Source organism: Microbacterium sp. 67-17, assembly GCF_001898325.1.
GTDB lineage: Bacteria > Actinomycetota > Actinomycetes > Actinomycetales > Microbacteriaceae > Microbacterium > Microbacterium schleiferi.
On record NZ_MKTR01000032.1, the window covers coordinates 1 to 13,811 of the forward strand.

14 protein-coding genes are annotated in these 13,811 nt (G+C 66.8%); 1 reads left to right on the forward strand and 13 read right to left on the reverse strand.

All coding sequences use genetic code 11. The features are described from left to right. Window positions 1-284: 284 nt before the first annotated feature. From BGO47_RS12765 to BGO47_RS12805, 9 genes are all read right to left on the reverse strand, one after another. Window positions 285-941, reverse strand: a complete 657-nt coding sequence (locus BGO47_RS12765) for a hypothetical protein (protein ID WP_292712459.1) — start codon at window positions 939-941, stop codon at window positions 285-287. Window positions 942-996: 55 nt separating this feature from the next. After that, complete coding sequence (locus BGO47_RS12770; protein WP_292712461.1) at window positions 997-1,740, reverse strand: alpha/beta hydrolase; 744 nt, start codon at window positions 1,738-1,740, stop codon at window positions 997-999. 49 nt (window positions 1,741-1,789) lie between these two features. Further along, entirely contained in the window at window positions 1,790-2,026 is a 237-nt protein-coding gene (locus BGO47_RS12775) for a hypothetical protein (protein WP_292712463.1), read from the reverse strand. A gap of 180 nt (window positions 2,027-2,206) precedes the next feature. Further along, entirely contained in the window at window positions 2,207-3,505 is a 1,299-nt protein-coding gene (locus BGO47_RS12780; RefSeq protein WP_292712465.1) for a hemolysin family protein, read from the reverse strand. Continuing rightward, window positions 3,505-4,536, reverse strand: coding sequence for a TerC family protein (locus tag BGO47_RS12785; protein WP_292712467.1), 1,032 nt, complete (start codon window positions 4,534-4,536; stop codon window positions 3,505-3,507). Before BGO47_RS12785 ends, BGO47_RS12780 begins: the two co-directional genes overlap by 1 nt. 228 nt (window positions 4,537-4,764) lie before the next feature. Beyond that, window positions 4,765-5,724 (reverse strand): PDR/VanB family oxidoreductase, encoded by a 960-nt coding sequence (locus tag BGO47_RS12790; RefSeq protein WP_292712469.1) that lies wholly within the window; start codon window positions 5,722-5,724, stop codon window positions 4,765-4,767. Beyond that, window positions 5,721-6,788, reverse strand: a complete 1,068-nt coding sequence (locus BGO47_RS12795; protein ID WP_292712470.1) for an aromatic ring-hydroxylating dioxygenase subunit alpha — start codon at window positions 6,786-6,788, stop codon at window positions 5,721-5,723. Before BGO47_RS12795 ends, BGO47_RS12790 begins: the two co-directional genes overlap by 4 nt. 4 nt (window positions 6,789-6,792) lie before the next feature. Further along, entirely contained in the window at window positions 6,793-7,500 is a 708-nt protein-coding gene (locus BGO47_RS12800) for a Rieske 2Fe-2S domain-containing protein (RefSeq protein ID WP_292712472.1), read from the reverse strand. Continuing rightward, entirely contained in the window at window positions 7,497-8,414 is a 918-nt protein-coding gene (locus BGO47_RS12805) for a hypothetical protein (protein WP_292712525.1), read from the reverse strand. The genes BGO47_RS12800 and BGO47_RS12805 overlap by 4 nt, the downstream gene beginning before the upstream one ends. A 139-nt stretch (window positions 8,415-8,553) precedes the next feature. On the opposite strand from BGO47_RS12805, the gene BGO47_RS12810 reads away from it, so the two are divergent. Continuing rightward, on the forward strand, window positions 8,554-9,036 hold the full coding sequence (locus BGO47_RS12810; protein WP_292712474.1) for a winged helix-turn-helix transcriptional regulator: 483 nt from the start codon (window positions 8,554-8,556) through the stop codon (window positions 9,034-9,036). A gap of 5 nt (window positions 9,037-9,041) precedes the next feature. On the opposite strand, the gene add is transcribed toward BGO47_RS12810, so the two are convergent. The 4 genes from add to BGO47_RS12830 are packed head-to-tail and all read right to left on the reverse strand — an operon-like array spanning window position 9,042 to window position 13,789. After that, the gene (gene add, locus BGO47_RS12815; RefSeq protein ID WP_292712476.1) at window positions 9,042-10,043 is read right to left on the reverse strand and encodes an adenosine deaminase; all 1,002 of its coding nucleotides are present in this window, start codon (window positions 10,041-10,043) and stop codon (window positions 9,042-9,044) included. Continuing rightward, window positions 10,036-10,956, reverse strand: coding sequence for an ABC transporter permease (locus BGO47_RS12820; protein ID WP_292712478.1), 921 nt, complete (start codon window positions 10,954-10,956; stop codon window positions 10,036-10,038). The genes add and BGO47_RS12820 overlap by 8 nt, the downstream gene beginning before the upstream one ends. Further along, window positions 10,953-12,239, reverse strand: a complete 1,287-nt coding sequence (locus tag BGO47_RS12825) for an ABC transporter permease (protein ID WP_292712480.1) — start codon at window positions 12,237-12,239, stop codon at window positions 10,953-10,955. The genes BGO47_RS12820 and BGO47_RS12825 overlap by 4 nt, the downstream gene beginning before the upstream one ends. Next, window positions 12,236-13,789 carry an ABC transporter ATP-binding protein gene (locus BGO47_RS12830; RefSeq protein WP_292712482.1) on the reverse strand — a complete coding sequence of 518 codons (1,554 nt, stop codon included), beginning with the start codon at window positions 13,787-13,789 and terminating at the stop codon, window positions 12,236-12,238. Before BGO47_RS12830 ends, BGO47_RS12825 begins: the two co-directional genes overlap by 4 nt. Between the last annotated feature and the right edge of the window lie 22 nt (window positions 13,790-13,811).

A 13,811-nucleotide genomic window follows, 5' to 3' on the forward strand; every position in this document is an offset into this window, starting at 1 on the left:
GAGCGGATGCGGTAGCAGCTCCACTCTGCCGGGAGGTTCTCGTCACATCAGGGAAGCCAGATCAAACAACCTCCCTGGGCAGTACATCTAGCCACGTCATCCGTTCGGTCGCGACTTGATGCGGCTTCGGCGGCACACCACCCACGCTTAGGCGCGACCGAAAGAGTGCTCCCGCATCTCAGTCGCGCCATTGTGTGGGCTCATCCCGTGCAGATCCACACTTGGGCGCGACTGAATGCCGCGGACCGAGCGAAGCCGCCCGAACCGAGTGAAGGCCCCAGCTGCTAGCTGCTGCGGCGGGTGCGGTTCCAGCTCGCCTTGGCCGGGGCGAAGGGACTGCGGACGTGGATCGACCACGTCGAGTGCGGATGGATCGACAGGATCGCCTTCTCCCACCACGTCCGCGCCTCCTCGGGAAGCTCAGGGAGGATCACGTCCTTGTCGGCTTCGTCGTCGGGGTAGGGCCGCAGAGCCTTCCAGACCAGCTGCACCTCGGGTGCGCCGGTAGGAATGTCATCGATCTCGAGGACTGCCTTCTCCCACGGGAGCTGCAGGCGAGGATCGCGCCGGTAGACCCAGCGGTCGGCGGTGCCGTCCTCGAGGTTGATCTGCAGCACCCAGGCATCCATCGCCTCGTCGAAGATCCAAGCCGACGGAATGTCGGCACCGTCGGGCAGGTCGGACCACCGGACGAGGTCGTCACCGATCCGCGCCCAGCAGCTCATCCCCTCGGGGAGCGAACCCACGAGGTCGTCGAGCTGGGTGTAGACGGTGCTGATCGTGGTGCGGTCGCGCTCGCGCAGGGGCTCGCCACGCCACTGGTCGTAGGCGCTCCCACCCGAGAGCCACCAGCGCGCATCGGTGTCGGCGAGCAGGTCAACAACGGATGCCGCGTCGAGCCGCGTCCACGGGGTGTCGAGGCTCGGCAGTGAGTCGGTCATGGTCCTATTGTGCTCCGCCGGCCGGACTCCCGCTCAGGAGGGCCGGGACTGCCGCTCAGGCGGGCAAGGACTCGGCGAACCCGCGCACGTGCGCGACAAGTTCGGTCGGCGTCGTGACCATCGGGAAGTGCCCCGTCGCGATTTCGACGACCTGCCATCCGGGCTCCTCGCGCACGAGGCGCCGCACCGGCTCGATCGTCGGGTAGGCGGGATCCGTGCAGTCGATGAACAGACGCGGGACCGCCTCGAGCAGGGCTGGGTCGTAGTCGAGCGGCTGCCGGTACATCCCGAACGGATGCGGCACGTGCCGGCGGTTCAGCCACGCGGCATCCTCGGGGCTGAGGTCGAAGCCCGATTCCGCGTTCGGCGCGGGCAGAGCGTTGTCGTTCTCGGCAGCGGCAGCCAGGCGCGCGGCAGCGACCTCGGGCGAATGGGCAACACCCCATCCGTCACCGGGCTGCGGGAACATCGCGTCAACATAGACCAGGCCCGAGAGCAGACCCGGATGCCGCTGCTGCAGCTCAACGGCGGCACCCGTGATGACCATGCCGCCGTAGCTGTGCCCGACCAGCACGACGTGCTCGAGCTCCTCCATCTCGACGAGGCCCAGAACGTCCGCGATGTGCGTGTGCAGATCGATGTCGGGTCGGCGCAGGTGTGCCCGCTCACCGTCGCCCGTCAGGGTCACGGTGTGGACCTCGAACCCGGCCTCGCGCAACGGTGCCACCACGCGTCGCCAGACCCAGCCACCCCCCCAGGCGCCATGAACCAGAACGAGGGCGGGGGCGGACGACGACATGGGCGATCCTCTCAAGACAGCGTCAACGCGACGATGCGGGCAACGGGAGTCAGGGTATCGGGAACAGCACTGCCTTGCCGCCCGGCACAGCTGCTGTCACGAGGCGGGTGTCGAAGGTTGCCAGGAGAGCGTCATGCGACGACGCCAGGGGCAGCAGGTAGGTGTCGGTGACCTGCGAGTTCGCGAGCAGTCGCTCGGTATGGATGGAAGAGTCGAGAAGACTGACCGAGTCGGCGAGGAAGACGTGATCAGCTCTCGCTGTCAGGCTCGCGAGAGATGCGAGCACGACGGGAACGGGCTGCGTGTTCGGGTACGGGGTTGCTGACCACCCGCACGACGCCGTTTTGCACCAGAGGGCAGGTGTGCCACGTGTTGTCGCCCTGTGACCCGGGCCGCGCGGCGAACCAGCTTCGCTGCCGCCAGAACGTCATCGTCGATCGTGAGGGTCGTGCGCATGCATCAAGCGTCACGCATCCGCCGTCAACGGCGCGTTCCCGTCGTCGGCGCGGGCGAGGAGGCGCACTGTCGCGATGCGGCGCCGATCCAGCGCGGTGACCCGAAGCGTGGCGCCGGGGATGTCGATGGTGTCGCCGACGACGGCAAGGCGACCGAGCTGCTCGATGACGTATCCGGCGATCGTGTCTGAGCTGCCACGCGGCAACTCGATGCCGGTGCGCTCCTCGAACTCCTGCAGATTCAGGCGGCCATCGATCGTGTCGCTGCCGACCAGGGCAGTCTCGGCAGCGTCGTACTCATCGAAGATCTCGCCCACGACCTCCTCGACGAGGTCCTCCAGCGTCACGATGCCGTCGGTGCCGCCATATTCGTCGACGACGACCGCGATGTGGTGGCCGCGCGCACGCAGGCTCGTGAGCGTCGGCAGCACCCGCGCCGTCGCGGGCACGTACGGGATGTCGCGCACGAGCCCCGCAACCGGCTTGCTTGCCTCGTCACTGGCGGCGTCGAAAAGGTCGCGCACGTGAACGAACCCGACGATGTCATCGATGGACGTGTCGGCAACGGGGTACCGGGAGTACGGCAGGTCGCGGGTGCGCTCAAGAGCGTCCGCGACAGTGATGCAATCGTCCAGCGCGACGACCTCCGGCCGAGGACGCATGACCTCGCTGACCTGCCGGCCTCGCAGCGACAGCACGTCGTCGAGGATCCGGCGTTCGTCCTCGGGTAGGCCCTGGTGTGAGGTGACGATGTCGCGGATCTCTTCGTCGCTGAGCTCATCGGCTGTCTTGTTCGGGTCGCCGCCGAGCAGCCGCACGAGGGCATTCGTGGAGACGGACAGCAGCCAGATGACCGGCCGCATCAGCACCGCGAATCCGTCGAGCACGGGCGCGACAGCGTACGCGAACTGCGCATTGCGCTGAATCGCTAGGCGCTTGGGGACGAGCTCGCCGAGCACCAGAGAGAGGTACGCGATCACGAGCGTCAGTCCGATCGTCGCGATGGTCGCCGCGACCGGCTCCGCAAGTCCCATCCCCACGAGCAGTGGGGTCACTGCGGGGGCGATGGATGCCGCGCCATACGCGGCCGAGGCGAAGCCGGCCACCGTGACGCCGATCTGCACCGCAGAGAGGAACGTGTTCGGATTGCGCGCCAGCGCGGCGACCTTCGCGCCGCGGCGCCCACGCGCAGCGATCGCGTTGAGCTGGCTCTCGCGCAGGGTCACGAGCGCCATCTCGGTCGCGGCGAACACTCCACCGATGAGCACGAACACGACGACGAGCGCGATATTCCACCACAGGTCGGCCATCAGCGGTTCTCGACGGATGCTTCACTGTCGGCATCCGTCTCGGCGGTCTCGCCGGCAATGGCGGCTCTGGCATCCTTGCGGGTCTTCGCGAGACTCGCGATCGTCGCGACCGCAATCGTGCCCGCGATGAACAGGAGCGACAGCCAGATCGGGATCTCCGGGATCACCGTGATGGGCTCACCGCCGCCCAGGAACGGCAACTCGTTCTTGTGGAGCGCGTGGATGAGGAGCTTGATGCCGATGAAGGCCAGGATGACCGCGAGCCCCTGGGCGAGGTAGACCAGACGCTCGAGCAGACCGCCGATCAGGAAGTAGAGCTGGCGCAGACCCATCAGGGCGAACGCGTTGGCAGTGAAGACGATGTAGGCCTCTTGCGTGAGCCCGTAGATCGCGGGGATCGAGTCGACGGCGAAGATGAGGTCGATGAACCCGATGGCGATGATGACGAGCAGCATCGGGGTGACGAAGCGGCGTCCGTCTTTCTTCACCGTCAGCCTGTCGCCGTTGTACTCGTTGCTCACGGGAAGGATGCGTCGCATGAAGCGCATGAACCGGCCATTGGCTGGGTCGGACTCACCGTGAGTGAACGCTTGGCGGTAGGCCAGGTACAGGAGCAGCGCGCCGAAGACCCAGAAGATCCACGAGAAGTTCTCGATGAGCGCGGCGCCCACCGCGATGAAGATCCCGCGCATGATGAGCGCGATGACGATGCCGATCATCAGCACTTTCTGCTGGTAGATCTTCGGCACCGCAAACCCCGTCATGACGATGAGGAAGACGAACAGGTTGTCGATCGACAGGGCCTTCTCGGTGAGGTAGCCGGCGAAGTACTCGCCGCCGAAGTCCCACCCCGAGACGAGCCCGATTCCGACGCCGAACAGCAGCGCGAGGCCGATGTAGAAGGCCGACCATCGGGCGGATTCGCCCAGGGTCGGCTCGTGGGGCTTGCGGACGTGCGCGTAGAACTCGTACACGAAGAACGCGATAGTGACCGCGATCGTGATGAGCCAGACCGTCAGGGTGACGTTCACAAGGGACTCCTGCCTTGGCGTGATGATCAGATCTACGCCAAGGTCTTCTCCATCCCCGTTGCCGAGAACCGGTGACCCGGGACGCGAGAGCGTCCGTAATGACGAGCCGACCGTGGTGGAGTACTCCCCTTGGTTACACGCGACGATACCGGAAGGGCATTTCCTGTTTCTGGGAAGGCGCTGGGAAGCCGTACCTCTCTCGCGGCCGCCGGGCCGGCGATCTCGTGGTCACGCGTCGATGACCAGACGCGAACCGAGAGCACGCGAAATGCAGATCATCATCGTTCCGGTGTCACGCCCGCACAGCACCGAGTCTCGATGATCGACGTCTCCCTCGATAACCCTGGTCTCGCAGGTTCCGCAGATCCCCTCCTCGCAGGAGGCGAAGACGTCCCCTCCGGCGGCCTCGGCCACTTCGAGGATCGTCTGCCCGGGTTCGACCATCACGGTGATCCCGGTTCGCGCCAAGTGCACCTCAAACGGTCGATCCTCGCTGAGGTCGGCTGTCGTGTCAGCGGCCGCGGCAAACCGCTCCAGATGACCCTCGACACCCTGCAATGCACAGGTCTCTTCGAACTCTTTCATGAGTCTGGCCGGCCCGCAGCAGTACAGGCCCGCGCCGGGAGCGGTCGAGGACAGCACCGCCCTGAGATCAATACGTCGCCCGTGGGCACTCGGGTAGAGCATGACGCGGTCGGGATACGCTTCCTGCAACGACGTGGAATACGCCATGGACGACAGGGAGCGCCCCGAGTAGTGCAGCGTCCAGGGAATCCCGCGAGCCTCGACCGCCTCGATCATAGGCATCAGGGGCGCGATTCCGATCCCGCCAGCGATGAACACGTACTCGTCAGACTCACCCAGCGGAAAGTAGTTGCGAACAGCAAGAATGCGCACGGGGGTACCCACGGCGAGCTCGTGCACGGCAATCGACCCGCCCCGGCTCGCCTGCTCTCGCAACACGGCGATTCGCAGCTCGCGACGCCGGTGATGCGGCCCGCACAGCGAGTATTGCCGAATCTTGCCGTTGGGCAACTCGAGATCAATGTGCGCACCCGGATCCCACGGGGGCAGGTCGGTGTCGGCGGCGAAGGTCACCGCCACGATGGCGTCTGCCACGCGTGCCACCTCGGATACGACGGCTTCGTAGATGACACGGTCGGACGCTGCCAGTTCGGTGGTGCTCATCGAGAGCCTGCCTGCACCTCGGAGCGAACCGCTTGCAGAAACGGCGTCGCCCACACCCGGTCGGGGGGAACGAGGGAGCTCTCGGCGGCCAGTTCGGCGAGGATGCGGCGGTACTCGACGGTCATTCGGTCGGTGCGGGTGTGCATCTCTGTCTGGATCTCCAGCGGAAACTCAGGGCGGATCGACTGCAGAAGGTTGCGGTCCTCGTCCTGGATCTGGCGGTCGAGGGCAACGATGCCAGCTTGCTTCTCGGCGTCAGGAGCGTCGTTGCGTGCGATGAACTGGCAGAACAACGTGTGTTCGTCATCGACGGGCGTCGCCATCTTCATGAGCACGTGATTGACACCGTTCTCGTACTCCATCTTGTCCCGGAAGACGAACGGCTGAACGAGCTCCGAGTTCGTAACCCGCTCGGTGTACTCCCCTTCCAAACCGATGTTGCGCCGGAGCGCCTCGGTAACGCGGGCCCGGTAGGTGACGCGAGAGGTCAGGTGGTGACCGTCGCGCGTCACGACCATGTTGTTCATCTTGGGTGCTGACGAGTCGCCAATCGAGTTCTTGTGCGTCCACGCCACGTGGGAGACGTCGAGCGCGTTGTCGATGATGCGCGGCGCGGATGCATCCCACAGCTCGAGGATCTCGTAGATCACGGTGTATGCCGGATCCTCGGCCTCGGGAAGGTCGGGGATGTTTGCGCGCGGCATCCCGGGGCACACCCAGACGAAGCCGTACTTCTCCGCCACGAGCACCGACAGGGCTCGCGCGCGGGGAGGGATGGGCTTGTCGTCGTCATTCTGGGGAATGCGCGTGCAGGCTCCTGTGGCATCGAAGGACCAGCCGTGGTACGGGCACACGATGTCGCCGTTTTCGACCCATCCCTGCGATAGGCGGGATCCCCGGTGTGGGCACTCGTCGAGGGCGGCGCCGACGAGGCCCTTGCGGCCGCGCCAGAGCACGTAGTCGTCGCCGAGCAGGCGCACGCGGGTCGGCTTATTGGTGACGTCGGAGGAGTAGGCGACGATGTACCAGAACTCCTTGAGCGCGGGGACTTGGCTGACAAGCATCGGTCTACCTTTCGTGATCGGGGTCGGAGGGGATCGGCGTAACGGGAAGCGCACCCGTGCGGCGCACCCATTCGGCCATGCCGGCGGCAAGCTCGTCGGCAGTGACCAAGGGAAAAAGGGCGCATCGCCGCGGGGCGATGGGCCGAACGGCAAAGCGCAGGGGTCCGAATTCGTCGGAACCGGTACGGACGCCGCCCACCGCCTCTTCGCTGGCGCCCAGGGCTGCGGTGATCTCCGGTGCGGCGGCGTCGATGATCTGCTCGCGCAGGAAAACGTCGGTGGCACCGAGCTCGGGCGCCGTCCCGGGAACCTCGTCCGGGCACCCCCAGACCAATCCCCCCGCAACGACAGTGGACAAGACGGCGACACTGCCCATCCCGCGGGGCACGACGTCTTCGCCGAGGGCGGGGATGCGGGCGCAGGCACCGTCACGGCGATACGACCACCCGTGGTACCCACACTCGAGTACCTGGCGACCGCCAGGTCCGGGTGCGACTTTCCCCGCCGATAGCGGCACACGTCGATGGGGGCACACGTCGTGGAGCGCGGAGACCTCACCGTCCAGCTCAACCAGGGCCCAGGGGCGGCCCGCGAGGGTGACCGGTACGGGAATCGGCATCGCAGCGCGAAGCTCCGATATGGGAGCGAGCGGGACCCACCCCACCGCTACCTTGGGCTCGATCTCGAGCGGGCTCGGCGGCGATGCGCTCATGCCGGCACCGCCTCGGTGTCGGCGGCCCGGGCCAGGCCGCATTCCTCGAGGAAGTCGAGGAGCGTTCTGCGCATCTCGACACTGGCGCGATCGGCGCGCGTGTGGAACTCGGATCGCACGGACAGACACAGCCGGGGATCCGGCATCCGCGACACGATCGTGAGGTCTTCATCAAGCACGCGGCGAGAGAAGGCGACCTGCTCGTCGAGCCCGGGATCGTCGGCGGGCACGATGACCGTGACATACACGCGCGTGGAGTCGGCCGCTTCGGGCTGACAGCTGATCGTCGCCGCGGCACGGGCGCCATCGGTGGGAAAGTACATCTGCAGGTGGCAGATATAGGGCGGCCAGTAGGTGTAGGTCGCGATACGGCGCTCGCCGAAGCCACCGTCGCTGTTGCGGCGCCCCTCCTGGATGATCGTGTCATGCTCGAGCTGCACGAAGTCCCCGCGGGCGGTGATCCGGTACCCGTCATCGGTGACCGGACGTGAGCGTCCGAACGACTGCCGGTGCAGGTAGGAGAAATGCGTGACATCGAGGAAGTTGTCGATGACGATTCCGGCGCCCACCCTGGTCTGCCGGGTGAGGACCTCCGACTGGTAGGTTTCGTCGAACCACTCAGGGTAGTCAGCAACAGGAGCGACGGGTGGCTCGAGCGCGGCCCAGACCAGGCCGTAGCGCTCGGTCGTCTCGGCCGCGGATCCGTCGAGGATCTCGATGCGATCCGCATCGGCCTCGCGCATCCCGTGCCCGGTCCACGCTCGGTTGCCGCCACGGCGAACCCTGACGGTTTCACCAAGCAGACGGGTGGTCCAAGCCTCCGGGCCGATGTCGGCGGATCGTCCGATCGGATGCCACGCACGACGAAGACGCGGATCGTCGTTGTCGAGCAGCACGGGGATCGATTCGATCATGGTCACCTCCGATACTTCGTGCCTTTAGTATGTGGATACTTAACGCGTTCAGCGTTTAGGGTAATCAGTGCCTGTTACACAGGTGTTTCGATCCCGACCGAACGATGCGAGAGCGAACGGGAAGATGCCGGCGGCCCCCTTGACCGACACAGACACTGACGCGGATTTCCGCGACGCGCTGCGCGCCCACTCGGCCGGCCGCAGCCTGGGCTTCATGCTGTGGCACACCACACTGCGCTGGCAGCGGGGCGTGGATGCTGCCCTCAGCGCATACTCGCTCACCCACGGTCAGTTCCTCTTGCTCACCTCGGCGTGGTGGCTCGGGCGCGAAGGGGCGGAGCCGAACCAGCGTCGCGTCGCCGAGCATGCGGGCGTCGGCGAGGTGATGGCCTCGCAGATCATCCGGCTGCTGGAGCGCGACGGGCTTATCGAGCGCGACGTTCACCCCGACGACCCGCGGGGCAAGGCACTGCGGGTCACCGACCGCGGACGTGAGCTCGCCGAGAAGGCGGTCGTCGCCCTCGACGCGTGGGACGCGGATTTCTTCGGCGCGATCGATGACCAGAGCGAACTGCTGGCCTCGCTCCAGGCCCTCGCAGGCCGGCGTAACGACGCGCGCTGACCCGATCATGCGCGTGCTCCTTCCAGCCACGCTTCGATCGCGGGCAGTCCGAGGTCGCGGGTGTCTTGCGGTGCCGCGGATGCCATCAGTGAGGTCCGCGCGAAGTTCGCGAGGATCTCGGGTCCGAATCCGAAGGCGTCGCGCGCCAGTTCGTACTCGGTCAGGATGTCGCAACCGAAGTTCACGGGATCGTCGGCGTTGAGGCTGACGGCGACCCCCGCCTCGACGAGCGCGGGGAGCGGGTGATCCGCCAGAGAGGGGACCGACTCCAACACGACGTTGGATGTCGGGCACACATCCAGACATACCCCACGACGCTGCACGAGCTCGACGACGGCGGGGTCCTCGATTGCGCGGATCCCGTGCTGGATGCGGTTCGCCCCGAGTAGTTCGATACTCGCGCGCACACTGTCGGGGCCGGCGAGCTCTCCGGCATGCGGAGTGCGCAACAAGCCTGTGCCGTCGATGACGGCGAAGGCGTCGACGAAGTCTGCCGCCGGGAAGCGCGACTCGTCGTTGTGCAGCCCGAGCCCGACAACTCCGCGTCCTTCCCAGCGGGCCGCGATCCGCGCCTGCACGACGGCATCGGCAGGGCTCTCGTTGCGGTTGATCGCCAGGATCCAGCCGATCCCCACACCCGTTCGAGCCGTGGCGGTCGTCGAGGCATCGATCAGGATCTCCAGTGTCTGTTCGTCGGCGCCGATGAAGGAGCGGTGAAGCGGGAGCCAGACGGCAGGCTCGATCCACACGCAGCCCTGTGCCGCGGCATCCTCCGCCATCTCCCCGACCATGCGGATGAGGTGGGCCGGCGTACGCATGACATCGACAGCCGCCTGACACAGCTCATCGAACTCGATGAACGACGTGAAGTCGGTCATCCGCGGGGTTGGACGCCCGAGTTCGAGGGCGAACTCGTCAAGCGTGGTCTGGCGGATGCTCTCCTCGAAGTGCAGGTGCAGATGCGCCTTGGGCAGCAGACGCAGGTCGCGTGGGGATGTCTCAGGCACGAGCGAACTCCTTTCCGACGGCGGCCGGCGCGGTGCCCTTGCCGACGAATGTGGCCAATGCCACCAGCGCGAGGATGTAGGGCATGGCAAGAAGTAGGTCATGCGGGATGTCAGGGGCGACGATCTGCGAGCGCAGGGCGAGCGCGTCGGCGAGACCGAAGACGACGCACGCCGCGACACCGGGCCATACCCGCCACTTGCCGAACACGAGCGCCGCTAGCGCGAGATAGCCTCGCCCTTGTGTCATCCCGGCTTGGAAGGCATCGAGGATGACGATCGAGAGGTATGCCCCGCCGAGTGCAGCGAACGCGCCCGATAGCGCCACGGCGACAAATCTGGTGCGCACGACGTCAATGCCGGCAGAGTCGGCCGATTCCGCCGACTCCCCACACGCGCGCAGCCGCAGGCCGGTGTCGGTGCGAAACAACACCCACCACACGCCGACCACCAGGACGAACGTGCCGTAGTCGACGAGCGTGAGTTCGCGAAAGAGCTGACCGACCACCGGGAGCTCGGAAAGACCAGGCACGACGAACGGCGGGATCTTGGCGACCGAGGGCGTCGTGCCGTCCGTGCCCCAGATGATCGGGACCAGGGCGGCGGTGAGGCCCGCGCCTACGAGGTTGATCGCGGTCGAGGCGACGACCTGGTTCGCCCGCAGGGTGACCGTCAGCAGCGCAAGGGCCGCGCCCGATATCAGGCCCGAAACCGCCGCTGCGGCGAGGCCGAGCCAGGGGTCTCCCGTCAGGAAGGAGAAGACGACCGCCGTCAGCCCACCCACCAGCATCATGCCCTCCAGCGCGATGTTCATCACGCCGCTGCGTTCGCTGATGAGCCCGCCCAGCAGGGGGAGAATGATCGGCACCGCCAGGTGGATCGCGGCGATCACCAATGACATGCTCAGGATGCTCATCGCGTCGCCTCCGTCTCTGCCAGGCCGTGGGAGATGGCATCGTCAGGATCGGCGAGAGGTACCGGGACGACCGTCGCCAGAACTCGATCCAGATCGTCAGGCGAGGGGTTCGGCCGTGTCCGCGCTTTGCGCGCGCGCAGGCGACGCAGAAGGCGCAGGATGGCCGGTTGAGCGGCGACGAATCCGACGACGAGCCCCGAAACGACCCCGACCATCTCACGACTGACGCCGGCCTGGGCCTGAAGGTAGACGGCGCTGGAGTCCAGCGTGCCGAAGAAGAGGGCCGCGGCGGCGATGCCGACAGGTGACAGGGCGCCCAGGAGCGCGACAGCGATCGCATCGAACCCGTACCCGGGCGAGAAGGCGTCGAAGTAGCGACCGAACAGACCGAGGACCTGTACGGCGCCGGCCAATCCCGCCAGCGCTCCCGAGAGAAGCATCGCGCGCAGGATGGTCTGCGGGACGGAAATGCCCGCGCCACGTGCGGCGCGCGGGTTCGCTCCGGTCAGTCGCAGCGAGAACCCACCAGGCGTGCGGTACAGGTACCAGGCGACGGCGATGACCAGGACAATCGCGAGGATCAGTCCCGCATGCAGTCGCGTGCCCGGAACGAGGATCGGCAACCGGGCCTCGATCGGGATCTTCTCCGTGGCCGAAGGCTGGCTTGACGAGACGAATGGTCCGCTCGGGGAGACAAGAAAGGTCGAGAGGTTGAAGGCGATGTAGTTCATCATGATCGTCGTGACGACCTCGTGGACACCGCGGTAAGCCTTCAGCAGCGCCGGGATCAGCGCCCACAGTGCACCGCCGGCTGCGCCCGCTGCGACGCACACCACGATCAGGATCGGTCCGGGAAGCGGGAGTGTCGCCCCGACAATGCCGGCCGAAAGCGCGCCGACGACGAGCTGCCCCTCGACGCCGATGTTGAACAGGCCCGCATGGAAGGCGAGCGCCACGGCAAGACCCGATATGAGCAGCGGGACGGTCTGGACAAGTGTCTCGGCTGCGGCGATAGGGGATCCCCAACTGCCGGCGATCAGCGCGTCCAGGGCAAGCGCGCCGTCGCCTCCGGAGAGATAGACCAGCGGCAGGGAGACGATCACAGCGGCAAGAACGGTGAGGACGAACGAGAGAATCCGGCCGGCCGCGGTTCCGCCGGCTGCAGCGGCACGAGCGAGCACCTCCGCCCGCCACCCGTTGTGCCCACGACGGTTGATCTCCAGGCTCTCCCGGAGCAGCTCCTCATCGATGCGCGTCCGACGAGACGATACACGGGCGCTCACGCCGCCTCCTCGCCGCCGGCCGCTCCAGACATCCAGGCACCCAAGCGTTCGGGGTCGGCACGGTCGGTAGCGACCTCTCCCACGAGCACTCCCTGCCGGATCACCACGATCCGGTCCGAGATGGCGAACACCTCCGTCAGATCCAGGCTCAGCAGCAGCACCCCGGCTCCCGCGGCACGTAACTTCATCAGAGCCTCGTGAACGGCCGTGGTCGAGGCGATGTCGAGGCCACGCGTGGGCTGCGCGGCGATCATGAGGCGTGGGGCTCGGGCGAGTTCGCGACCGACGACGAGCTTTTGCTGATTACCTCCCGACAGGCTGCGCATCGGCGCGTCGGGACCGGGCGTTCGGACGCTACGGTCCCGGATGATGGCCTCGGCGAGCCGGCGACGCTTGGCCTTGGACAGCCACAGCCGGGTGGGGGCGAACGGCGCACCGGTGGTGAACCCGATACTCGCGTTGTCGATGAGGGACATCTCCTCTGCGACAGCTTGTGCGTGCCGATCCTCGGGGATGTGCGCCAATCCGGCACGCAACCGGGCGAGCGTCGAACGCCCGGCGAGCTCGGCGCCGTCGAGAACGATCGATCCGGCCTTGGCGCGGACGACGCCGGTGAGCAGATCGACCAGTGCGCTCTGACCGTTGCCTTCCACGCCGACGACAGCCACGATCTCCCCTCCCGCAACCTCGAGGTCGACCGGTCCGATCCGGCCACCATCGGTGAGCCCTCGCACCGAGAGCACAGGTGCAAGCTCTCGTGGATGCCGCTCGGGCACCGTGGGGCGTTCACGACCGATCATGAGGTGGACGAGGTCGGCCTCGACGCCGGCGCGGGATATCGCATCCATGTCCGCTCGGTCTATCTCCCGAGTGCCGACGACCTTCCCGTCTCGAAGGACGGTTACTCGGTCGCACAGGCGCAGGATCTCGGGGAGCTTATGACTGATGAGGATCACCGTCGTCCCATCGGCGCGCAGCCGCTCCAGCAGCGCATAGAGCTCCTCTGCCTCGGGCGGCGAGAGGGCGGCGGTCGGTTCGTCCAAGACGAGGATGGTCGCACCCGCCCAGAGGGCCTTGACGATTTCAACCTTTTGTCGAGCCCCCACGGACAGGTCCTGGCACCGAGCGTCGGCGTCCAGCCCGAACCCGAAGCGCTCAGAAAGCTCGCGCGCGCGTTCACGCGCCGCAGACAGTGGGAGCGGGGCGAGCCAGCGTCGCCAGAGTGCGCGGGAGTCGCGCCCGAGGATCAGGTTCTCGACGACAGTGAACGGCCCCACGAGACTGAAGTGCTGCTGGACCATTCCGATGCCCTGGGCAAGGGCGTCCGCTGACGAGCGCAGCTCAACGCGTTTGCCGTCGATCTCGATCGTGCCCTCATCGGGTCGAATCATGCCGAACAGGATCTTCATGAGGGTCGACTTACCCGCACCGTTTTCGCCGAGCACGCCGTGCACCGTTCCCGCGCGCACGGCAAGATCGATGCCGTCGTTGGCCGTCACGGCGCCGAAGCGCTTGGTGATGCCCGCCAGGCGTACGGCGGTTGCGCTCATCGTGCTCTCCTTGCAGATCGTG